Annotated in this window: 20 protein-coding genes and 1 tRNA gene; 9 read left to right on the top strand and 12 right to left on the bottom strand. The window is 36.1% G+C overall.

All coding sequences use genetic code 11. The features are described from left to right. Nucleotides 1-458 precede the first annotated feature (458 nt). From PVV70_RS05870 to ettA, 3 genes are all read right to left on the bottom strand, one after another. Nucleotides 459-839, bottom strand: coding sequence for a hypothetical protein (locus tag PVV70_RS05870; RefSeq protein WP_273758339.1), 381 nt, complete (start codon nt 837-839; stop codon nt 459-461). 984 nt (nt 840-1,823) lie between these two features. Continuing rightward, complete coding sequence (locus PVV70_RS05865; RefSeq protein ID WP_273758338.1) at nt 1,824-2,762, bottom strand: methyltransferase domain-containing protein; 939 nt, start codon at nt 2,760-2,762, stop codon at nt 1,824-1,826. A 676-nt stretch (nt 2,763-3,438) separates the two neighbouring features. Further along, nucleotides 3,439-5,088 (bottom strand): energy-dependent translational throttle protein EttA, encoded by a 1,650-nt coding sequence (gene ettA, locus PVV70_RS05860; RefSeq protein ID WP_273758337.1) that lies wholly within the window; start codon nt 5,086-5,088, stop codon nt 3,439-3,441. A 178-nt stretch (nt 5,089-5,266) separates the two neighbouring features. Here ettA and PVV70_RS05855 point away from each other — a divergent pair, with 178 nt between their 5' ends. Continuing rightward, nucleotides 5,267-5,803 (top strand): hypothetical protein, encoded by a 537-nt coding sequence (locus PVV70_RS05855; RefSeq protein ID WP_273758336.1) that lies wholly within the window; start codon nt 5,267-5,269, stop codon nt 5,801-5,803. Between the two features lie 46 nt (nt 5,804-5,849). Next, entirely contained in the window at nt 5,850-6,458 is a 609-nt protein-coding gene (gene pncA / locus PVV70_RS05850; RefSeq protein ID WP_273758335.1) for a bifunctional nicotinamidase/pyrazinamidase, read from the top strand. 185 nt (nt 6,459-6,643) lie between these two features. On the opposite strand, the gene PVV70_RS05845 is transcribed toward pncA, so the two are convergent. Together PVV70_RS05845 and PVV70_RS05840 are read right to left on the bottom strand one after the other, a co-directional pair. Continuing rightward, nucleotides 6,644-6,826, bottom strand: a complete 183-nt coding sequence (locus tag PVV70_RS05845) for a hypothetical protein (protein WP_273758334.1) — start codon at nt 6,824-6,826, stop codon at nt 6,644-6,646. Then, nucleotides 6,813-7,862: a DUF475 domain-containing protein gene (locus tag PVV70_RS05840; RefSeq protein ID WP_273758333.1), complete on the bottom strand. Its 1,050-nt coding sequence runs from the start codon at nt 7,860-7,862 to the stop codon at nt 6,813-6,815. The genes PVV70_RS05845 and PVV70_RS05840 overlap by 14 nt, the downstream gene beginning before the upstream one ends. Nucleotides 7,863-8,227: 365 nt before the next feature. On the opposite strand from PVV70_RS05840, the gene PVV70_RS05835 reads away from it, so the two are divergent. Both PVV70_RS05835 and PVV70_RS05830 read left to right on the top strand, forming a co-directional pair. Then, the gene (locus tag PVV70_RS05835; protein ID WP_005773177.1) at nt 8,228-8,767 is read left to right on the top strand and encodes a helix-turn-helix domain-containing protein; all 540 of its coding nucleotides are present in this window, start codon (nt 8,228-8,230) and stop codon (nt 8,765-8,767) included. 385 nt (nt 8,768-9,152) lie between these two features. Then, nucleotides 9,153-9,332 (top strand): YegP family protein, encoded by a 180-nt coding sequence (locus tag PVV70_RS05830; protein WP_139413477.1) that lies wholly within the window; start codon nt 9,153-9,155, stop codon nt 9,330-9,332. 746 nt (nt 9,333-10,078) lie between these two features. Here PVV70_RS05830 and PVV70_RS05825 read toward each other — a convergent pair. Continuing rightward, nucleotides 10,079-10,390, bottom strand: a complete 312-nt coding sequence (locus PVV70_RS05825) for a hypothetical protein (RefSeq protein WP_273758331.1) — start codon at nt 10,388-10,390, stop codon at nt 10,079-10,081. 547 nt (nt 10,391-10,937) lie between these two features. Next, nucleotides 10,938-11,276: a hypothetical protein gene (locus PVV70_RS05820; protein ID WP_273758330.1), complete on the bottom strand. Its 339-nt coding sequence runs from the start codon at nt 11,274-11,276 to the stop codon at nt 10,938-10,940. A 384-nt stretch (nt 11,277-11,660) separates the two neighbouring features. On the opposite strand from PVV70_RS05820, the gene PVV70_RS05815 reads away from it, so the two are divergent. Continuing rightward, entirely contained in the window at nt 11,661-11,975 is a 315-nt protein-coding gene (locus PVV70_RS05815) for a helix-turn-helix domain-containing protein (RefSeq protein WP_005773173.1), read from the top strand. Here the strand turns inward: PVV70_RS05815 and PVV70_RS05810 are convergent. Both PVV70_RS05810 and PVV70_RS05805 read right to left on the bottom strand, forming a co-directional pair. After that, nucleotides 11,899-12,081, bottom strand: a complete 183-nt coding sequence (locus tag PVV70_RS05810) for a hypothetical protein (protein WP_273758329.1) — start codon at nt 12,079-12,081, stop codon at nt 11,899-11,901. The two genes, PVV70_RS05815 and PVV70_RS05810, sit on opposite strands and share 77 nt — an antisense overlap. 1,105 nt (nt 12,082-13,186) lie before the next feature. After that, nucleotides 13,187-13,263: transfer RNA gene (locus PVV70_RS05805), tRNA-Ile, on the bottom strand. A 168-nt stretch (nt 13,264-13,431) separates the two neighbouring features. Between PVV70_RS05805 and PVV70_RS05800 the strand changes: the two genes are divergently transcribed. Next, nucleotides 13,432-14,163, top strand: coding sequence for an SIMPL domain-containing protein (locus tag PVV70_RS05800; RefSeq protein WP_273758328.1), 732 nt, complete (start codon nt 13,432-13,434; stop codon nt 14,161-14,163). A 29-nt stretch (nt 14,164-14,192) separates the two neighbouring features. On the opposite strand, the gene PVV70_RS05795 is transcribed toward PVV70_RS05800, so the two are convergent. The 3 genes from PVV70_RS05795 to dnaG form a co-directional block, all read right to left on the bottom strand. Then, the gene (locus PVV70_RS05795; protein WP_273758327.1) at nt 14,193-14,654 is read right to left on the bottom strand and encodes a YcgN family cysteine cluster protein; all 462 of its coding nucleotides are present in this window, start codon (nt 14,652-14,654) and stop codon (nt 14,193-14,195) included. 419 nt (nt 14,655-15,073) lie between these two features. Further along, nucleotides 15,074-17,089 (bottom strand): RNA polymerase sigma factor RpoD, encoded by a 2,016-nt coding sequence (rpoD, locus tag PVV70_RS05790; RefSeq protein WP_273758326.1) that lies wholly within the window; start codon nt 17,087-17,089, stop codon nt 15,074-15,076. Between the two features lie 384 nt (nt 17,090-17,473). Next, nucleotides 17,474-19,411: a DNA primase gene (dnaG, locus tag PVV70_RS05785; RefSeq protein ID WP_273758325.1), complete on the bottom strand. Its 1,938-nt coding sequence runs from the start codon at nt 19,409-19,411 to the stop codon at nt 17,474-17,476. A 136-nt stretch (nt 19,412-19,547) separates the two neighbouring features. On the opposite strand from dnaG, the gene PVV70_RS05780 reads away from it, so the two are divergent. From PVV70_RS05780 to PVV70_RS05770, 3 genes are all read left to right on the top strand, one after another. Further along, nucleotides 19,548-20,759 carry a mechanosensitive ion channel family protein gene (locus PVV70_RS05780; protein WP_273758324.1) on the top strand — a complete coding sequence of 404 codons (1,212 nt, stop codon included), beginning with the start codon at nt 19,548-19,550 and terminating at the stop codon, nt 20,757-20,759. A 70-nt stretch (nt 20,760-20,829) separates the two neighbouring features. After that, the gene (locus PVV70_RS05775) at nt 20,830-22,521 is read left to right on the top strand and encodes a Na/Pi cotransporter family protein (RefSeq protein WP_273758323.1); all 1,692 of its coding nucleotides are present in this window, start codon (nt 20,830-20,832) and stop codon (nt 22,519-22,521) included. Between the two features lie 861 nt (nt 22,522-23,382). Then, the gene (locus tag PVV70_RS05770) at nt 23,383-23,634 is read left to right on the top strand and encodes a GlsB/YeaQ/YmgE family stress response membrane protein (protein WP_273758322.1); all 252 of its coding nucleotides are present in this window, start codon (nt 23,383-23,385) and stop codon (nt 23,632-23,634) included. The last annotated feature ends 640 nt before the right edge of the window (nt 23,635-24,274 follow it).

Raw genomic sequence — 24,274 nt, 5'->3', positions numbered from 1 at the left:
GCTAGAAAAAATTATAACCCTCTTTGTTGCTATAACAGAGCTTAACGATCACTTTTATTTGTTTTTTACTTCTCGAAAATGCTACACTCTCAAAGACTTCTGAAGGAAAAGAGACCTCTCCTCCTCATCTAAATATTTTTTACTTAATTCCAGATTGGCATCTTATCAGTCTTGCACCTTATCTTTACAAATCATACCAACGAATAAACATCCTAAAATCCGCTTAACATGTTTTGTTATAACAATTCATATCTTTGCTTTTCTAAAAAATATAAGCTATTTTTTATTCCTTTGTCATTGATGCAGCTAACCTGAAGTGCCCTCAATAAACTTGCGATCACTCTTGTAATGATCGCAACCTTTTCCTTATGTTCTGATTATTTCCCTCGTGCTTTTCAAAACGTAACAAAAAGCTCTACCCCTTAAAATCAAATCCAAAAGCATGATTAAAAAAATAATTAAAAATAAGCATTAGCAATGGAAGGACGAGACATCGCTTTTAAGAGAGCCATAGCGACAGTTTCGCCAAACTTGTAGGCCTCTTCACGACTCTGACCACTTTCAGAAGCAAATGAAACCGCATCGCGACGTACTTGCTCAATAAACAGCTCTTGCTGCTGAGGACTCATCTTAGAAAGGCGCTCAATAACATCTGGAAAAGCCATCGCCCATCTCTCTAGCAATAACGCCTCTGTTACCTCAACCTGCTGAGAAGAAGAAGAAGATACGTAGCCGGAAAAAAACTTATGACTCACAACACTGCGAGAAGCAAAAATGCTCACACCAAAAATAAAAAACATAAATAAAATGAAAGCAATACGACTGGAGAAAAATCCCATTATCTCTTACCTAAAGATTACAGAATCAAACACAGATTCTCTTTATAGCATTCAACGACTTTTCAATAAAGAAAAACTCTCATTATTGAAAATGAACACGATAACACGAACCACTCAACGAACTCTTATCCCCCTAAGACTACATGCTACGTAATAATAAATTTTACACCTTTTAAGGCCCCTAGAAACACCTTACCAAGCCCTAAAAACAATTTACAAAAAAACCTGACTGAGGAAATCCTCAGTCAGGCCAGACAATCTAGGGGATCCACGCGGGGGGGGGGGAGGAGGTTCCCCGATCGTCTTCTCGCATCAACCACTAAGAGAGCCGATGCAATATTCTTGCTATGGAATAAAATGCTTTAAACAACAAGAAATTCTTATTATCTTCTACGAAAAAAAACACAAAAGAATTATAAATTGTTTAAAAATGGTGAAATTTAGGCAAAAAAAATTCAAAATGACCCAATTTGAAGCAATTTTATTTCAATAGGCGTCAATCAGAATCTACAACCATTATAATTTTTATAATAATTTCTTTTACAACCCTGATGATCATCATTAAAAAATAAGTAATCTGTATATATTCGCCCTATAAAAAATAGAATCAGCAGAATCACTAGCCCAGCAGCGATCACCACAAAAGAAAAACGTCGTCTTTAAGCCTTATACAATAAAAGCAGAAACACCTGTTCAAAAGAACAGATGAATTATTTAAATAAAAACAATAAATTAGAGAAAAAATCTTATCTATCTTCATGAAAATTTCTGAAAATGATCCTTTAAAAATATTGTAAAATCTCTTACGCAACAACATCAATAAAGAATTGAAACAGCTTACGAAAAAATGAAACCTCTGAAGGTATTTATTTCGAATCATACCCTATAATCATTCCCAATAACGATAAACTACCTTACAATAGCCAACGCATCCCTATATGTTATTTAGGAAACCGGAGAATACTGCACATTAACAAACGTGATTTATGCAAAATCGATTTGTTTATCTTGAATATCATCAACCAATAAACGCGGATCACGAGCAAGCCAAATTGTCACCACACACGCCTCACTGTTTTTATTTTGTATAGGCGTAAGACAAATGGTTTGCTCTAAAACAAGTCCCGCATTTTTAAGCCATTGTTCTATTTGTGAAGCCGAAAATCCAAAATGCATAGGCGCTTGATCAGAATGTGAAGACTGGACTTTATGATAACAAAAATCCACAATCAATAAACGCCCATGAGGACGCAAAACACCTGATATCTTATGAAGAACCACTTCAGGGTTTTCAAGAAAATGTAAAACCCAATGAAGAATAACTAAATCAAAAGTTGTCTCTCCAACAGGCAAATGCAAAACATCACGATCAAGCACAACTTCAACCGCATGCGTATAAAGATCTGAAAACAATTTTAAGAGAGAATCTCCCCCCATCCCAATACTCAGCATCGTCTGAAATGGCTTATCACCCACGATTTTAAGTAAAGCATTTTCCACACCTTGATCTGCCACATAGGACGATCGCAAGACATCCCATTGCGACGTATTTTGTAAGAAATGTTTCTTCCTCGTTTTTTGACGCTGCTTTTTGACATTCTTCAAACGTTCTAAATCGTGCGCTAACAACATATCATGCTTTGGCAAAGCCGAAAGAATGCTCATCACAATATCTTTACTCCAAAAATCATGACAAAGCTTAAAATAAAGACAACCTCCCTTCTGATAACGCTCAATCAATCGTGCTTCGTACAATAAACACAAATGTCGTGATATACACGCTTGCGACTGATCAAGAATAAAAATAAAATCAGGAATTGTTAAATCTTCATGATTTAAGAGTCTGAGAACACGTAAATGGCTCACTTCTGTAACCGCTTTCAGCAGTACAATCATTGCATCTAAACTTGTACTTTTTTTCATAACTACCCCTTAAACATTCCTATAAAGATTTGTTTATAGGGACAAAAGTCAAGCATAATACGCATATTCTTATATATTTCGTTCCCGCTATTTCATCATACTATGAAAAAAATAGGCCCCTGTAAAAGATGAACAAATCTTATCCAATTGCCCAAAAGAAATTATAATATATTGATTTATAATAGTAATCCATAATTTACAACCTAAATAAAAAACTAAAGTAGCGTAATTTTTTTCATTTCAAACCTATTTCATGGTAAATCAAACAAAACCATTCTCTTGCCCCTCAGAAACGGCGACCTATGGATAAAAAAACATAAAGGTAAATGAAATGCCTCTTATAGCTATTTCAAAACAAAAATGATCCAACATGGAGGGAAAATAAATAATAGAACGGTTTAGCTTGTCGCTTTTTAAGTAAGACTTAAGCTCAACGACCTGAACATTTATAGAATGGCATTTTCCATAAAAAGATTCTCCCTCTTCATGGCCATTTTACAAGCAAGGACAGCTATATCACGAAGAGAATGACTTTATTTACACCATGGACTCATAAAGGGTCTCTCCTCTCTCCAATGAATAAAAACCTCCACGCAAGACACACGACTTTATTGATGAAGTCATAAATACAAAAACACACTATTTTTTCAATAAAGTTCCAATAAGATAAGAAATTCTAGCGTGTAAGAGGCTTATAATTTGTGTGTTTAGGGTTAAGGGATTCAGCCCCAAGACGGCGAACTTTATCAGCCTCATATTCAGCAAAATTTCCTTCAAACCATTCCACATGACCATCACCTTCAAAGGCTAAAATATGCGTTGCCAATCGATCAAGAAACATACGATCATGCGATATGATCACTGCACAACCAGCAAAATTTTCCAAAGCATCTTCCAATGCACCCAATGTTTCAGTATCAAGATCATTTGTCGGTTCATCAAGAAGAAGCACATTCCCCCCCTCTTTTAGAAGTTTTGCCAAATGGACGCGATTGCGCTGACCTCCTGATAAATTTACCACCTTCTGCTGTTGATCAGCCCCCTTGAAATTAAAAGCCCCACAATAAGCACGACTATTCATCTCATATTTGCCTAACTTAATAATGTCATTTCCACCAGAAATCTCCTCCCAAACAGTTTTATCCCCTGCCAAGGAATCGCGACTCTGATCCACATAACTCATGTTAACTGTTTCACCAATCCGTATTTGACCTGAATCGGGCTGTTCTTGTCCTGTCAACATTTTAAACAAGGTCGACTTTCCCATACCATTAGCCCCAATAACACCGACAATGCCCCCAGCAGGAAGCTTAAAAGAGAGAGAATCAATCAACACACGCTCGCCATAAGCTTTAGAGAGATGATCAACTTCAATGACAACCTGTCCTAATCTTTCTCCTATAGGAATAATGATTTGCGCCTCTCCAGGACGGCGCTCATGTGCTGCCTGAACCAACTCATCATAAGCTTTAATCCGCGCCTTTGACTTTGCTTGTCGCCCTTTTGGACTAGAAGCAATCCATTCTTTTTCACGCGATAAAGCACGTTGACGCGCAGCCTCTTCACGCCCTTCTTGAGCCAAACGCTTAGCTTTAGCCCCCAAATAAGCGGAATAGTTGCCCTCATAAGGGATACCTTTACCGCGATCTAACTCCAAAATCCACCCCGTGACATTGTCGAGAAAATAACGATCATGGGTTATCAAAAGCACGGCGCCAGGATATTGACGCAGATGCCTTTCAAGCCAAGCTGTCGTTTCAGCATCTAAATGGTTTGTCGGTTCATCCAAAAGCAACAAATCAGGTTTTGACAAAAGCAATTTGCAAAGCGCCACACGCCGCTTTTCACCACCCGAAAGTTTTGTCACATCCCCCTTAGCTGGTGGACAACCAAGAGCAGCCATTGCCATTTCCACTTGACTTTCTAAATCCCAAAGATTCTGACTATCAATAATATCCTGCAGCTTTGCACTTTCATCAGCCGTTTCCTCGCTATAATTCATCATCAATTCGTTATAACGCTCAAGAATGGCCTGTTTATCTGCAACACCTTCCATCACATTGCCACGCACATCTTTGCTTGCATCAAGTACAGGTTCTTGTGGTAGATAGCCACAACGTGCTCCTTCAGAAAGCCACGCTTCTCCCGTATATTCCTTATCGAGCCCAGCCATGATCCGTAAAATAGTCGATTTACCTGCACCATTTGGCCCTAAAATACCGATCTTTGCATCTGGATAAAAAGACAAATGAATATTTTCTAAAATTTTTTTATTGCCGTAAGATTTGTTGAGCCCAGCCATATGGTAGATAAATTGACGTGCCATAAATTTCTCTTTATATAAATTTCTTTTTATATTGTGCGATATTAAAGATTAGGATTTTGAAAAAACTGCTTTCGCTTTTTGAAACTGTACAGTAAATAGAGCTTACATCATCTCAAAAGCTTTTCGCCTTAATATTGGTACATTTTTTCTCATCTCACAAGCCCCAGTATGGTTCTAAATGCAAAAAAACATCCTCTCACGAAGCAAAAAGCAAATTTTTTTAGCGGTACCTGAAACATGTTATCAAACATTGCCCCTCTTTTCCATACCAGAGATAACAGTGTATTTTTACCGTATTAAACCAACCTATCAGTGTAATCTGGAACCAGAAAGAAAAGCAATTCTCTATGCACCTTCTTTTTTTGCTTTATGGGCTTTATATTACGCAGTAAAAAACCCTTCCCTTTTTTCATCGATTTTTTGTTACGGAAAACAATGGACTTCGCCCCTTGCCTTGATGTGGCTTAAATTACGTTTACAAAGCGACCGCCGCCTTATGGGATCTGACGTCCCAAGCCCAATGATCATGAAAGCTTTACGTCAACATGTCGCAACAAATAACGACAGTGCACTTCCCATTGGTACGTGGTTACACTTCGTAAAAAACTATAAAATGAATTGTAAAAACTTATCTATCCCCCTCTTTTGGCTTGATAATTATAAAAATAAGATCAATATTCAGCAAGTCATTTCAAAACTTCAAGACGAAATATAGCTTTTTAAAAATACGATAAAAGCTCATCTTCTATAGGAATATATTTATGGAAAAAAAAGCCTTACTCGTCATTGATGTTCAAAATGACTTCTTACCCAGTGGAGCACTCGCAGTACCACAAGGTGATGCTATTTTACCCGCCGTCAATAATCTCATCAATCATTTTGACCACATTATCTTAACCCAAGACTGGCACCCCAAAAATCATTGCAGCTTTGCTTCCTGCTATCCTGAAAAAAAGCCCTATGATACCATCAATCTTGACTATGGTCCGCAAATACTTTGGCCTGATCATTGCATACAAGGAACCCAAGGAGCAGAATTTCATCCATCTCTCAGAGTGGAAAAGGCACAACTTATCCTTAGAAAAGGCTATAATCAAAAAATGGATAGTTATTCTGCCTTTCTTGAAAATGATCAAAAAACACCAACAGGTTTACAAGTTTATCTCAAAGAACATGGTTTTACCAAGCTCGTTATGTGTGGCTTAGCAACAGACTTTTGTGTTGGATTTTCTGCTCTTCACGCCATACAATGTGGTTTTAAAGTCAGTGTTTCATTAAATGCCTGCGCTGGTATTGATGTAAACGAATCCCTAAACACGATGCTTAAAACAATGAACAAAGCTGGTATCGAATTGTTAATGGTCTCCTAAAATATTGTATTCTCGAAATATATTACAAGGTATTGATGAATAAGAAATAAATTATTTTTTTGCATATTTAAGTGAGAAACTAGAAAAGCAGCAAAAATGCTTCTTATGCATCGTTAAAGACAAAAGCTGTCGTCGTACTGAAAGCGAATAAAAAGCATAATGCCCATTTGCACCTTGTATTTAAGTCAAAGCGCTCCAAGAAATTTTACATTATTCCCTTCACGGGAAGAATCATACCATCGATTCAGCTTTAAAATAAGGACTCCAATAAGAAAGACAATGGCATTTTGTTTTGCATGAAAGATCTCTTCTATTAAGAATATGCGATAAACAAAAGCATGAAGTTTTAATGACTTAAGACGCAACATGTTTATCCAATTGACGACGCTTAAAACGAATCGAAGAATATAATGCCATTCCAATAATACAGACTCCCACAAGTCCTGTTAAAACTTCAGGAACCGATATAATCGTTTGCAGATACATAATCACGGCAAGAACTAAAATTGCATAAAAAGCACCATGCTCCAAATAACGATAATGCAACAATGTCCCTGATTCGACCAACATAATTGTCATAGAACGAACGTAAAATGCACCGATCCCAAGACCAATTGCGATAATAAAAAGGTTGTGTGAAAAAGCAAAAGCACCAACCACACCATCAAAAGAAAAACTCGCATCGAGCACTTCTAAATAAAGAAATGCCCCTACTCCCCCTTGAGTCACTGTCGTCAAAGTCTTCTTAGGAGCATCCAAGAGATGACCGACAGCTTCAACAGCGATAAAAGTCAAAAGCCCATAAAGGGCTGCTAATAAAAAAGTGACTTTATCTTCCGCACCAATCTGCCCTGACACGAATAAGATCAAAATCAAAACAATTGCAATATCACCCCCCACAAGCGCCCCAAACTTTTGAGCAGATCTCTCTATAGCATTAAGCCAATGGACCTCTTTTTCTGAATCAAAAAAATATTTTAAGCCAACCATCATAAGGAAAGTTCCTCCAAAAGCGGCAATTCCCATATGCGCATCGATTAAAACTTCTGCATATCGATGAGGTTCCCCTATTGCTAATTGAACTGCAGCAATTGGATTAATCCCAACAGCCACAACCACCACCAACAACGGAAAAACAATCCGCATCCCAAATACAGCGATCAAAATACCCCATATAAGAAAACGGCGACGCCATAACAGATTCATTCTACCAAGAACACGTGCATTGATAATAGAATTATCAAAGGATAAAGAAATTTCCAAAACCCCTAAAACACAGCAAATAAAAAAATATTTAAGAAAACCAGTCATGCTTCCCGTTTCAAACCAACCAATAGCCCCTCCTAAAAAGACACCAATAATCGTGAAAAAAAAAGCAAACCCAAAATAACGTAGTAGGGCCATGATCATTCCTCAAAGTTTATTTTCTAATCCACCTACAGCACATACATAGTGCAAATCAAAAGCTTGTATTTCTTTAAAGTTGCATCTCCTAATGCAGAGGTGTATAGAATATACATGGTAAAGTTACATGAAAATTTTCTCAAAAAAAGCAAGAGATAAATGCAGTAAACAGAGAATTTTGTTTTAAAATGAATATTAATCGTCAATACAATAGAGTTGAGAGATTGTTTTTTATCCGTTAAAATAAAAAAATAAAGAAAAATTAAAACGATAAATATTGACATTATGTCATAGAATATTAATACATAGTGTGCTTTTATTATTTAATAATTTATACCATGATGATTTACTGAGGGAGATAATTCGTGGCACGTCCTGAAACTGAATCAAAAACTATATTTGGAAAACGTTTACGTTATGTACGTCTTGCTTTAGGCGATCCATCACGTGAGACCTTAGCTAAAAGTTTTAGCATGACAAAAAATTCCATTGCTTTTTATGAGCGTGGAGAAAGAGAACCCAATCTTAGTGTCTTACAAACATACCGCACATTATATGGTGTCAATATTAATTGGCTTTTAACCGGACAAGGAAAAATGTTTGACGCAGAATATACAAAAGGTGATTTTGACTGGAATTATTTTATTAAAAAAATTGAGGGACTAGAAGAAACACTTGCCAATAGTGATCGTAATGAAAAACTCAATCAAGAAAAAATCGACAGCTCTTATGAAAAATTGCAGCAATATTTGTCAAGACAAGGTTTATCAAATGGCCTTAACCCTAAAACTGCAACATCTCTGATCGATATGAAAGCCAAAATGGCTAATTCTTATACCCTCAGCTTATTCATTGATTTACTCATTCGAAGCGTGTCCCAAAAAGAAGTTATCGCTAATCAATAAGCGTTTATTTCAAAAGAAAAAACAAGAAATGATTAACCGCCACCCGTATAGAGAGAGGAAAAAAATCTTTCTCTATACGGGTGGCGGTTTGTATGCTTTATAAAATTTACTTCTGTAAAAGAAAAATATTTGTATTGTAAATAGACATATAGTGTCATTAAATTAAAAAAATGATTTTATAGTATAAAATTCTCATTCAGATCTTATTGACAAGAAATTTTTTCTCGTTAAAAGAATAGTAGCTCTCATAGAAATTACTTTTTAGGTCAGAAAATTTAAGGGGAATATATTGACGACTTCCTATAGAGACATACATTAGTATTCGTAAATGGGTTAGTTGAGTATTTATCCTGAAAATTATCAGCTATTTTATGAGGTGAGAAACATGTATTTTGAGGTGTTTCAAGGAGTTCACAATCAATGGTACTGGCGTTTAATCTCAGGAGATGCACAAAAAATTGCTTTTTCGAGTAAAGGATATCCAACGAAACAAGATATCTTAATGAATATTGAGCAAATCAAAGAAATTACCCATAAAGCTCTTATTAAAGAACTGCAATCTTAACGTTCTTTACCATTAAGATTAAGAGTTTGATTTGTATAATGAGATTTTTGGTTACATTTTTGTAATGAATAAAAGGGGGTTGATTTTTTCTCAATGAAGAGGATTTTTTTGCGTTATTTTTCGCAAGCTGTATGTTTATATTCAAAGATAATTGGATTTTAGTAGCATCTATCAAGAAGAAAATCCCTCAAGCCTTGTGTCTCTTTATAGAACAAACGCCCATGAAGAGAAATAGATTATAGATTAGGAATGTGAGTGCTTTCCTAGCTATCAATATCATTTGCGTCCATCGTCCTATTTTATATCAGATCATCATAACTGACTTATGCCCTTCGTCTTTATCAAATATCTCTTTCTATTATGATGCAATTTTTTATGCCTATTCCTTGAATAATATCGCAACATTATACCTAAAATCTAAAAGGAACGCGCAATTTTTTTTACAATAATATAAATCACCACAACAATAGCTGAATTGCATAGATCCCCTTTTTAATACTTTAGCATAGCTATAAACTGGGACATCATTATAAACTTTTATTTTGTCACAATGACCTTTCTGTCAACTTTAACGATTTTATGAATTATAGATCAGAGTAAGCTTGAATATTCTCTTCCAAGACAACCTCTCCACAAGCAACCATTATGGACTTCATACAAGCCTATTTCTTTCTCATTATTTCCAATCTTTCTAACACATCTCCAAATCTTTTAATGCATAAGTTCGATACAAAATATGAATACAATCACTCTTTATCATCTTCAGATTTAAACACTTTTTGATATTTCTTTTCGTTTTCTTCATATTGCTTAATTTGTTTTTTCAGTTTTTCAATTGCTTGATCGCGTCTTTTAATCACCATATTCTGCTCTCTAAGAGTTCTATTTCGTTCTTCAGTCATCTTCATAGAATCCTTTAAAAATTCATGCTTTATCCTTCTGGATTCCTCTTTTAGAGCTTTAATTTGACTACGATAATATAAAGAAAACCGGAATATAATCCCGCAGAACAACAAAATAATAATTATTGCTCCCAATAAAATCTCGTTTAAACTCATTTTGATCTCCTCTCATTGCCGCTCAAGTGATCATCTTAAACAATTTGTTTTGTTTCATCCTCCATCAAAAAAGAAGCTAATAAACTCCATACTCCAAGTGCGAATAATCACTCTCGGTATTCGTATTTTCTCCATTAAGATAATGATAAATAACGCAAAATACTCTGAAAGCGGCTAAATCCACACGCTTACACCAATTATTTGCGACATATTTATTGATCAAAAATATAAAAAATAAGGAACTTCCAACAAAATGAACGACGTAATAAAATCAATACATGTCTTCTCTGAAACACTCCTATCTTCCTCTTTTACGCTATGTGGAATATGGCTGTATGTGGGAATTCTTTCATTATTACAAAAATCTTCGATGTCACAAAACACAGCTTTTCTGTAATCTTTTACCTTCCCACAAATCTTTCTATAATCACCAGTATCCCTAAAAACTTCAATATATTGAGCATTCAAAATTTAGCTAAAAACAACTACATTAGTGAAAAAACATGCCTCTCCATTTATATTCAAATGACAATAAAGTTCTCCCCTCTCATAAACATGCAAATTCTTGTCCCCCAAGACAACCATATATTAGCGCATTATCATAAACAAAAATATCCTCAAAAACACAAACTTTATGATAAACCGTCGTATCGTCAAAAGCACCCTCATCTTCATAGGAGCATTGGTGACGTGTATCCCATTCCATCAAACAACCACCTTCGTGCCCAAAATTATTTTTGTATTCTATAAAAACACCAAAATCATTTTTTTTGATCTTTCCAAAGTTTTTTAATGCACACACCAGCTGATAGTGACCTAATTTATGACAATAAAAGAGAAATAGGCGTTTAAAACCTATGAATTTATGTTTTTTTTCTCCAATCACGATCTTGTCTCTTAAGGCTGTAAAGCTTCGTTATATGCTCATATACCGGCTTAACACAGAATTTTTACAAATGCTGATGTTGGGGTATATCTTGATTTATAATGCTGCTACGTATACTATCACAGCGAAATCTTATGAACACACGCGTGCGTATCACCGTTTCTGGTATACGCGCTGATTTCTTCACAACCGTGGAACTAAGGAACCATTTTTATTGATTCGAATCTAAAAGTGTATGGGGACATTTTGTTATTAGTTAAAAACAACTCTATATGCTTCATTAGCGAAGAGCTACACATGGATATTTTCACGCTCCTTGTATCATGTATTCTGGATTCGCGATGCAATATTAACGCTATAGCGTAAATGTGTAAAGGTCTAAAAATGACAAAGACTGAAAAAGATTGGTTCCAACGCTTAATTGAATTAATAAAAAGTGACGGACGGACAATGATCGAAATAAGCAGAGCAGCAGGCTGTGGACAAAACTATGTCCAACAAATGATAAAAGGAGGAAAAAGACCTTCAGTCGATAAACTTATGGCGATTCTAAACACACTCGGAAATGCTAGTGCCATATACGTTATAACTGGCTTCAACATCTCTGATGAAGACTTAAAACTTATAGCTTTGATTTCGTCGGGAGATAAAAAGAAGATTGAAGCTTTAAATGTTCTGTTGAATGAGAAGCAGTTGTAGAATTTTCCACTCTATCCAATATCGCTTGCTTTTGAGACGTCGATAAAGACTCCCATTTCACAATAATATCCGATAAAACCGCCTCAAACTTTTCATCATTCTTCATAGTCACACTCCATATTGTCAAACTATATAACGCTAAAGCGTTTAAACATATCTCATACCTTAGAAAAAAATATTTGCAATAGGCAGTATGGAAGCAATTGTGTACAAACTTATTTTATAAAATCAGATAAAGTTCTATGAGTTATGTACCATGGTGAAAAAGAAAGCATCGCTTGATCCAGACCTTCTTATGAAAATTGGTATGATCTATCAACAACGCGAATAATGTTACGCAAATCTTTTGATTCGAACCAATAACAAATTAATGTGAAAATATCCCTGAACTCTTTATAAGAGAACACGAAAAGGCTTATTTCAAAAGAGATAATATATCAAAATTTTATTCTAACTAGCACCACCTATATTTTTTTAACAATATTACAAAGCAAGAATATAACAATGTTATAGGAATAAGTCCTTATAAATAGCCGCGTCCCCTAAAACCCTGTAACACATTGACAAGGCAAACTCCCCTCTAAAAACACTCTTTAAATACTGATTCTCTATCATGAATAAAAATGGCGATGTTAAAAAAAATAAAATGAATCATCACCCATGATCTCCATAGGTAAATTGTATATCGATTTACAACAAGGAAGAAATTCTCTCACATCAATAAAAAATCATGACTTTTAAATTTTTCCAAAAAAAATCACTTCCCTTGCCAGTCATTTTGTAGAAAAGAAAAAACTCTTTTTACAATCAATACGAAAAAAATTTAGCAATAAAAAAGATAAGGTTTAGGAAATACAGCCAATAGTTTATGAGCGTAAAATCAAAAAAAACCTCGTGACTTCAATTGAATGACATAAAAACTGTAATTTGAGCATGAAGCAGAAAATGCACAATGGTAAAAATAAGAATGCAAACAGCAATACATATTAAATTTAATCCAGATGCACTAATGCCGCAAATCAAAGCATTTTTTTAATGAGCCTGAAAATTATATCATCACTTTATATATTAAAATGATTTATAGAAAAACATTGCAACAAAAAATGACAAAAGAATTGAGAACAAACAGAGAAATAAATCAAAAGAATGAAGGATGCAGAATCCTCAAACTTTCACTCAGCTATTCATTTTTCTCTTGGACAATTTCCTATTGGTGGGCCCGGAGGGACTCGAACCCCCAACCAAGCGGTTATGAGCCGCTGGCTCTAACCAATTGAGCTACAGGCCCCATATAGGTGGTCTCTCTCTAAACTAAAATGCTCCATGATACAAGAGCTGACCGAGATTATAACCCATCTTTTTCTCTTTTCTATTGGTTTTTTTTCTAATGCCCTAATTTCTTTACAAGAACTCTCAAAAATGAGAGAGTCGTCATGATAAATGTAAAGGAATAGATATGATAGAAAAGAAAATTCAACTACTGAAGAGTTCTTTGGTTAAAATAGCTATATTAACATTCACACTCTTAGCCACTTCATTGACTGTTGTCCATGCTTATGCTGAAGAAAACAAAAGAGATGCAACGATTACAGTGACTGCAATCGGAGAAAGTCAAGCTGCACCGGATATGGCAATTATTAATCTTGCCGTTGTTACCCATGACAAAACAGCTCAGAAAGCATTAGCGTCCAATAATCAATCGATCAATGATATTATAAAAGCTTTTAAAAATAATGGCATCCAAGCAAATGATTTGCAAACATCAGGTTTATCTATTTATCAGTCATCACAGGAAAAAAAGAATAATGAAAAACTCTATCACGTTTCAAATTCTTTAACTGTACGCATTCGTGATCTTAGCAATGCTGGTAAAATCTTTGATCAAGCGATGGCTCTGGGGATTAATTCAGTGAACGGCATTACTTTCACCAATGCAGATACGAAGCCATTTTATCAAGAAGCACGTAAAAAAGCCATTACTGAAGCCATTGAAAAAGCGCAAACAATAGCACAAGCGGCTGATTTAAAATTAGGAAAAATTATTGAGATCAATGAAAGAGATGATTACTATCATCCAACCCCACGTCTCATGAGTAGAGCAGCAGATGCAAGCTACGCAGATACAAATTTTGCAGGGGGTGAATTAAATTATAATGTGAGTGTCACCGTCGTCTTTGCGATCGATTAAATCACCAAGCATTGTATAAAACGCTCATATCACTGGCCTTCACAGAGAAGACCAGTAATATGAGTGAGATAATTTTCTTCAGATGATAATTCATCTTCGTAGATTTCTATGTATCCACGTGCAGAAATGTGTGCTTTATGCACCGTCTGACAATCTCCTGATACCAATGGATGCCACCATGGGAGATCTTTTCCTTCATAAATTAATTTATAAGCACAACTTTCTGGAAGCCAACGCGCCGTTTTAACTGTTGTAATGTCTAACGATATACAATCTGGTACAATTGATTTACGATGAACATAGTCTCGACACTGGCAAGTTTTCCCATCTAAAAGACGACAAGCAATACTAGTTGCATACAAATCACCCGTATCATCATCCTCAACTTTGTGGAGACAACAACGACCACAGCCATCACAAAGGCTTTCCCACTCAGAGAAGGAAAGCTCTTCTAATTTTTTTACTTTCCAAAAAGGAAGTTCTCCACTCATAAACTTAAGCACACCTTTTTTAATGAAGACGATTGATAAAAAATTAAAAATTTAATTTTTATAATTTCATCTATTACTGTCTCTTAAAAAGCTTCAACTCACTGCACTATAGTGTAGTCTTGAGATATCCTATCTTTTAAAAAACGAACTGCTCTAGGGAAAAGAATATTTTATCGTTCATTTCTTGACTGAGCCTCCCTCACCTCTCTGCTCCATACCCACTCTTTGCCCTATGTCTGTTTTTTTGAAACAGAGAAGCACAAAGTCTCGAAGCTACGAAAAACGTTAAATATCGTAAATTTTCTAGATTATTCGAAGTCTTCCCATATTTTTCTTAAAAAAACACCTAAGTACACAGTAACAAATCTTCCCCTCTATGAAGAAAAAAGGGGAATGATTAGAATGCATCAATTCTTTATTTAAGAATCGAGAAAACTGCGTAATTTTCGTGAGCGACTAGGATGCTTCAATTTACGAAGTGCCTTTGCTTCAATCTGACGAATACGTTCTCTTGTAACTGAGAACTGTTGTCCCACTTCTTCCAAGGTGTGATCTGTATTCATCCCTATCCCAAAACGCATCCGCAAAACACGTTCTTCCCGTGGTGTTAATGAAGCAAGAACGCGTGTTGTCGTATCGCGTAAATTCGCTTGGATAGCAGCATCAATAGGTAATAATGCATTCCTATCCTCAATAAAATCACCCAAATGAGAATCATCTTCATCACCAACAGGCGTCTCCAGTGAAATAGGTTCTTTTGCAATTTTAAGAACCTTTCGCACTTTTTCTAACGGCATAGAAAGCTTGCTAGATAATTCTTCTGGTGTTGGCTCTCGTCCAATTTCATGGAGAATCTGACGTGAGGTACGAACAATTTTATTAATTGTCTCAATCATATGCACAGGGATACGAATAGTGCGTGCCTGATCCGCAATTGAACGTGTAATGGCTTGACGAATCCACCATGTGGCATAAGTTGAAAATTTGTAGCCGCGCCGATATTCAAACTTATCCACAGCCTTCATCAAACCGATATTGCCTTCTTGAATAAGATCAAGAAACTGCAAACCACGATTCGTATATTTTTTTGCAATTGAAATGACAAGACGTAAATTAGATTCGACCATCTCTTTTTTTGCAATGGTTGATTCGCGTTCACCTTTCTGTACCTGCATAACAATCCGGCGAAATTCACCAATTGAAATAGCCGTTTCCTGTGCGAGATTTTGTATTTCACTCCGTAGTTTCTGAATTTCTTTTGCTTCACGCATTGAAAATTCTTTCCAACCCGGTGCAGGCAAAGCGGCAATATAATTCATCCAATCTGCATCCAATTCGCGTCCTTGGTATTCTCTTAAGAAATCTTCATGACCAATCCCATAACTGTTCGCGATTCGTTTCAGCTTACCTTCATTATGAATCAATCTCTTATTGATGTCATAAAGCTGTTCAACCAAAGCTTCGATACGATTTTGGTTCAAAGAGAGAGATTTCACAGCTTGAATCAACTCACCCTTTAATTGAATATATTTTTTCTTTTGAGAAGCTGTAAGAGCCCCCTCCTTACGCTCTGCCAAACTGCTTTCAACATGCTGATCTTGTAATTTGCGTAATTTTACATAGGTTTGAGCAATAAAATCCAATGTTTCCATAACTTGAGGACAAAGCTCATTTTCCATTGCTGCCAGAGATAAGTTAACATCATCATCGTCTTCTTCATCATCTTCTTCAATGCTTCTTTCTCCTACATTTTCCCCCATATTACGTATAGCAGAAGACACCTTTTCTTCTTTTATCTTATCAACTTCACTTCGCTCAATAACAGGAGCCTGCTTTGCTTCTGGACCAGCATAAGTCGTTTCAAGATCAATAATTTCACGAAGAAGAATACGCTGTTCTTTTAACTCATCACGCCAGATAATCAGGGCCTGAAAAGTCAAAGGACTCTCACAAAGTCCGGCAATCATTGTCTCACGCCCTGCTTCAATACGCTTAGCAATAGCAATTTCGCCCTCCCGTGAAAGAAGCTCAACAGCTCCCATTTCACGTAAATACATACGCACCGGATCATCCGTACGATCTGTTACTTCGCGCTTATTTGTTGTCGTTGCAAGTGCGTGGCTAGAGGCCTCTACTAAGTCTCCCCCCTCTACCGTAACTTCGTCTTCATAATTTTCAGACTCAACTTCATCCTCATCATCGACAACATTAACCCCCATCTCAGAAAACATCGCCAAGATATCTTCAATTTGTTCGGACGTAACCTCATCGGAAGGAAGAACGGCATTGAGTTCATCCATCGTTACGTAACCATTTTTTTTGGCAAGTTTAATCATTTTCTTGATGGCATCATCAGAAAAATCAAGAAGAGGACCATCCAAACTCGCTTGGCTTGTGACTTCCGCATTATCTTTCTGTTTAACCTTTGTTGCCATACCATAAACTCCACTCGATCACTTCATAGCTTCCATGTAACCATAGTCTTCATGTGACCAGCTTTTTTTGTTCTCACTTAAATCAACCAACAGTTTCTCATATATACTTCCTTTTAAGAGATTACTATTGGAAAGAATACATTTTGTATACGCCTTAATATCCAGACAAACTTGCCATCCAGACAAAAACGCGGGAAAACTCCAGAAGTTTCCCCGACACCTCTCAGCCCTTCTGAGATAATCTCTGTACCCTATCGTAAGAACCAATTTCCCGCTTTTCCTAAAATTTACTCTAAAATTCAATTGTCATCTTTATGAAAATGTCACTCCACATACACTTCCTCATCTAAAATTTAAGTGACTGATTCGCATTAAAAAAGCGAATCATTTTATCGTATCTTGTATGTTCCCGTCTATTTTTTCATCCAACCAACTTCCAAACCCTTCAATTAACGCTTCTGTTGCCTGCATCTGCTCCAGCTCACTTTTTATCTCCCGAAGCAGATCAAAAACCTCACTCTTAGGATTTTCTATAAGTTGCTCTTCAATATCCTGTAACCTCTTATGTAGGTGGTGTTCCTGAAGATGCAAGTAGACAGCTTGTTTTAATATAGCACGTGCATCTTTTATAGGAGCTCCAGCAAAGATAATACGCATACCAATATTCTGCACAAGATGTTTCATACGCTCTAATAAAGCCTTTTGCCCTCTTTTTTCTAAGAACGCAACCATCGTTTCTTTATCATGAAGCAGCTGATTCCCGAGAATTTCCAACATCGTTTGGTGAAAATACATCAATTGTGTATTTTTTAATTCTAACTCAGAGAGAATTTCAAAATTTTCATGCCATAACTCAGGATAGTAAGCTAAAGTGAGTAAAATCACAGCTTCACGTAAAGGAATAGCCTGCGAGGAATTTCGTACTATTTCAGAATTTTCTAACAGAGAAAAGGATTGATCTTTAAAGATCCTATTGGGTGAAGTCTTTTCATAGCGTCCTCCTCCCTTCTTTTTTGAAAAAGAGGGACGAAAAAACTCAAAAAGGCGTTGCTTTATATCTCGCAAATAATAACGACGGACATCTTCATCCTTAATCGTAAAAATTTGTTGTTTGAGTTGTTTTTCAAGCGCCGCACATGTCTCTGGCGTTTCAAAATTCTTTCCATAGGTGGCCCTCCACCATAAAAGTTCAATCAAAGGAATGGCTTTTTGCAAAAAAGAAGAAAAAAGGGGCGCACCACCAGCACGAACAATTTCATCAGGATCTTTTCCTTGTGGCAACAAAACAAAGCAGACACAAACCCCAACCTTTAAAAGAGGCAATACCCGATCAGCAACGCGAAAAGCAGCCTTTAAACCAGCATCATCACCATCAAAACACAAAATAGGCTCCTTGCCCATCTGCCATAAAAGCTCAATTTGCGTTTCCGTTAATGCTGTCCCTAAGGGCGCTACGACTCCTTCAAAACCGGCTTTAGTCAATGCAATGACATCCATATACCCCTCAACAACCAGAAGTGAATGAATTTTTTCATCGCCAACAAAGCGACTATTTTTGCGCGCCGATGCCGCATTGTAAAGTATATTGCCTTTATGAAAGAGCACTGTTTCAGGGCTGTTAAGATATTTTGCGCGTGTCTCTTTCTCTAACGCCCTCCCTCCGAAAGCCACCACACGACCGCGCAAATCTTCGATAGGAAACATAATGCGATTTCTAAATCGATCATAAGAATCCGCCCTCTCCTCATACGCTGTGAGAAGTCCACATTCTTCCATTTGCTTTATTGAGATACCACGGGCACTTAAAGCTTCTTTCAAAGCTGTACGCCTTACCGGTGCAAAACCAATTCGAAAACGCTCTATAAGCTTTTGCGTAACACCACGTTCCTCCAGATAACGACGTGCCTGCACACCTTCTTGATCGCGTAAATGATATTGAAAAAAATCTGTCGCAATTTTCATCACATCATAAAGATCAGCTTTTTCTATTTGACGTTGATAACTTTGTGGATCCAAAATAGGGAGTTTCATTCCTGCAAAATCAGCCAAACGCTGGACACTTTCGGAAAAGTGCAATCCATCAAGCTCGCACAGGAAGGTAAAAATATCTCCGCTTACACCACAACCAAAACAATAATAACGCCCTTTATGATCATCACAATGAAAACTGGGCGTTTTCTCACCATGAAATGGACAACAACACCAAAAATCTCCCCGTGAAGGCTTACTTTTTCGAGGATCAAAATCCACCCGTTGACCAATCACTGTTGAAATTGGAAGTCTGCTACGTAGTTCATTAAGAAAATCAGGCGGAAAACGCATTATCTCTCACAGAGTTTAAAAATTCTTTTTTGCATATTTAACGACTTTAGAGCATAATTCCAAGGCTTCCTCTTAAACAGTTGTAAAATTTTAATCTCTCAACTGCCTATAATTTTAAAAATGGAGAGTAAATAAAGTGATCGAATTTATTGTTCAATATCCGTGGTTAGAAGCTATTTCTTGGCTTATTATTCTTACTATAGTGGCCCTTTTAATCAACTTTGTAGGACGAAAATTACTCATTCACGGAGCAAAAAAGCTCTCTTCTTTCCTCCCCAAGAATACAACGACTGATATTAAAAATGCTATTCAATACCTAGCGAATATCATTTCAGCTTTTATTCTTTCAGTCGGTGTTAATTTTATACCGACATTACCTGATGCATTCAGCACTGTCATTGATAATGTTGCCAACGCCTTCATTATCTTTTTTGTTGTTCTGACAATTTCTGCCTGTCTCAATATCATTAACATTCTTTACGAACAACGACCAACAGCACGACTAAAACCAATAAAAGGTTATATTCAAATTGCTAAAATTGCACTTTTTGCTATTGCAGCCGTTTTAATGGTCGCCACCTTAATTGACCGTTCCCCTCTTATTCTCTTCTCCGGTCTTGGTGCAATGGCCGCAGTTCTCATGTTAATTTTTCAAGATACACTTCTTTCTCTTGTTGCCGGCATTCAAATTTCATCCACGGATATGGTTCGTGTTGGTGATTGGATTGAAATTCCCAATCTTGGTGCTGATGGTGATGTAATTGAAATTGCCCTTCATACTGTTAAAGTTCAAAATTTCGACAACACCATTACCTCTGTCCCGATCCGTAAGCTTGTAACCGACCCTTTTAAAAATTGGCGTGGAATGCAAGAATCAGGGGGCAGACGCATCAAACGCTCTCTTTTTATTGATCAATCAAGTATCCATTTTCTCACAGAAGAAGAACAAAAATATCTTTCCCGATTTAATTTATTAGAAAATTATTTCACGCAAAAAATAGCAGAAATCGATCAATGGAATGCACAATTAGATAAAAATCATGATATTTTAGCCAATACGCGCCGCTTAACCAACATTGGAACTTTTCGCGCTTATGTTTTTGCTTATCTACAACAGCATCTCAACATTAACCCCAATATGACCTTTATGGCCCGACAATTACCCCCTACAGAAAATGGTTTACCCTTAGAAATCTATTGCTTTACGAACACCACCGTTTGGCTAGACTACGAACAAATTCAAGGAGATATTTTTGACCACCTTTATTCCATTCTTCCCTTTTTTGGTTTAAAGGTTTTTCAAAATCCTAGCGGTTCTGATTTTAATCAAATATTAAAAGCAAAGTAAAAACAATAAACTTCAAGTTATCAATTTTGAGTTAACCCTATTCATAAACAAAAGAGAAAGAAAAAGTATCATGAATGGCTCATTGGTACTCCTCCATCTTGCTGGCGCTGTTTCTTTACTTCTCTGGGCCACACGCATGGTGCGCACAGGAATTGAACGCGCCTATGGTGACAAGCTTAAATATAACATGCGCCACATCATTTCCAAACCATTGTTTGCTGTAAGTTTTGGGCTTTTTACAGCAATGATTTTACAGAGCTCTACAGCCATAACGCTTCTCGTTGGTTCTTTCGTTGAATCTGGTTTTGTCTCTGGGCTAGCGGGACTTATGGCTGTACGTGGAGGAGAATTAGGATCAGCACTCGTTGTTAAAATTCTCACCTACGATCTCACCCTTATTATACCCCTTTGCCTTTTAATTGGCACTTGTATCTTCATGACAACAGAAAAACGTGAGTGGCGTCAAATAGGACGTATTGTCATCGGTATTGGTCTTTTGATTTTGTCTTTACAAATGATCAGTACAGCGACAGAACCTTTACGGGATAGCGAAATTTTGCCGAGCATCATTCGTTACCTTTCAACCGATCCTGTTTCAACTTTTTTGCTGGCAGCCACCTTAACCTATCTTTTACATTCATCCATTGCAGGAATCATTTTGCTGGTTAATTTTGCCAACTACGACCTTATCCATACGCAACTTTGCGTTGTCATGGTTCTTGGTGTTAACTTTGGCTCTTCTCTTATAGCACCGCTTTTAACACGCAACGCTTCTCCAAATACCCGCCTTGTTCCTTTGGGGAATTTACTCATGCGTGGAGCCGGTTCAATCCTTGTGCTGATCTTATTTCTGTCTTTTCACCCCCCCATCACATGGCTTGGCAATAACGCCCCTACTCAAGTGATCAATGCCCATATCATTTTTAATGTTTTCATTCTCCTCGCTGGAATACCGCTTTCAAAATGGGTTTTGAAATTGACCACTAAAATCGTTCATATGAGTACAAAAAAAATGCAAACCGATAAAACGCTTAATTTATCGGATCAAACAGCTCTTGATGATAGCGTTCTTGAAAGCCCAGCTTTAGCGCTCTCGAATGTCATGCGTGAAGTTATTCATATTTGTGATCTTGTCGACATCATGTTAGAAAAAATCATGGAACTTTATGAAGAACCAGATCCCAATATTATTGCTGAACTCAATCAACTAAACACCATATTGGACAGAAAACATATCGCCATCAAACTTTATCTTGCACGATTAGCGGGACAAAAATTATCCGATGAAGAAGCTCTTCAAACGCAAGAACTTCTAGGCGCCTGTATAAAATTAGACCAAGCAGGCGATATCATTATTCACAATATGCTGATGCTAGTTAAAAAGAAACAACAAAAAAATCTAAAGTTCAGCAACGAAGGCTGGGATGATCTCCTTCGTTTCCATGCCATTGTACTCGCCAACGCACATATAGCATTTAACGTTCTTGTCTCCCGGGACACGCACACAGCACATCTATTGGTACAAAAAAAAGATCAACTACGAAACTTAGAAAAAGAGATGAGTTTAAAACATTTTAAACGCTTGCGTGAAGGGGATCTCAAAAACGTAGAATCATCTAGTCTTCATCTTGATACTGTTCGTGACCTCAAACAAATTAACTCTCTTTTGACCTCAATGATCTACCCCATTTTAGAAGAACAGGGACTTCTTCAAAGTTCTCGCCTACGCAACCCTGCTGAAGAACAGATAGAAAAATCTTAAACTTTCCAAACAAGAAAGGCATCGCATCGATTACTCAATTTTGAACATTCAAATATATTGATTTAATAAAATTATTTTATCATTTGACGATTTGAATGAGCTCTCTTCATCGTAAATTTCTTTATTTTTAATCTATTCATTATTCATAATGAATGACTCAAAGTCTTCTGCTTACACATGACACGCGGAGCAGCATACAGAATAAAGCTCTTGAAGGAAGACATAAAATGCCTCACCATCTCAAAACAAAAACTGTTAACCACATAAAAGAGAAGGTAAAAGAAATGATGGTGCCAACCTAAATCCGTCTTGTAAAAATGGAACCACTCCACAGCAACAGCAAAAAACAAAAATCTTCTATAAGAGATGCAAAACCCCACCCAACTACAACATTTATATCAATATTTGTAGAAACCTAATTTACAAAGCATTTTATAACGCGTCAACAAAACAGTTTTAATTTCATTTCAAACATCATTGAAACCAATTGGCAAACTCCAAACTTTTAAATATCTATTTTACCGGTTGCTTTAATCACTATTGTTTTTTTAACCTAAGAGAGAGATTGCAAAAAATCTTATAAATACACTTTATACATTCTTAAAATATTTTTACCAATATTTTCTTTTTTTATTCATATTTCTCACTTAAATAATTTATTTATAAATTAAAATATGTTATATATATTTACATTTAATAAGTATTATACATTATATAAATGTATATTATTTGAATATACAAGAAAGTAATAAGTAAAACCTCTAACAGAAATGTCCTTTTCACTGGGTAAAAAAGGAATAAACCTTGATCTTTAAAAAGTTTACTCTAGTTACAATTTAAATTCAGGCAAAGGAGAGTATCATGGAAAATGCAAACATCGGTTGGATTGCAGCTATTATTATCGGCGGAGTTGCAGGTTGGGCTGCACAATATATTATGAAAAGCCAAACAGGAATATTGTTAAATATTATCTTAGGGATTATTGGCGCTGCGTTAGCGAGTTTCCTTTTTAGTCTTTTAGGCGTAAGTTTTGCTGGTTGGCTCGGTTATCTTGTTTCAGGTTTTATAGGAGCCTGTATTCTTATATGGATAGGACGAAAAATTCGATCATAGAGCATTTATTTATTCAATCACCTTTTGGGATTCAATAAAAACTGTGAAATAACCGTCACAGTTTGAAATATTTCCCCGTAACTCATCGCTACCAGTTTTGGTATGATTGTGAGAGGTGTTTAAGTCGCGATTTCTGACATACACAGTCATGTACCTTAACAAAAAGCAATAAAGATTTTTGTAATGCACCCTTCCATATCTATATAAGCCTCCGCATATCAGGAGGGGTGTATGCGTTATTTAATTTTTCCAAAATACATTACTATAAAATTCTGTATTATAAAAAATGCGATCACCTTTCCATTTCAATGCAAAATATTTGGAGATCCCTTCACTTTCTAAACTATAAAACAACGCTTTTGCGCCTCTTAAAATTTCCTCTTTACATCATCTTACACAGATGAATTCTTCATCTCTTTTTTATATGCGTTACAAACGAATGCTAAAACACGAAATATCCTATCCATTCCCCCTCATGCCATAAAGAAAATTCTATAACGCATTATGTGAAAGCACTTTAGATAAAGCACCAATATATTATTTGGCTCTTTTAATGAAAATAACTCTATAACCTATTTTCCACATATCTTGTTTTAAAGATCTTTCCTTTCGATTTTCCCTTTAATATTTTTCTGTTAAA

The organism is Bartonella sp. AU55XJBT (assembly GCF_028618525.1).
The sequence above is the reverse complement of the archived record's forward strand: the minus strand, read 5'-3'. Positions and strand labels throughout refer to the sequence as shown.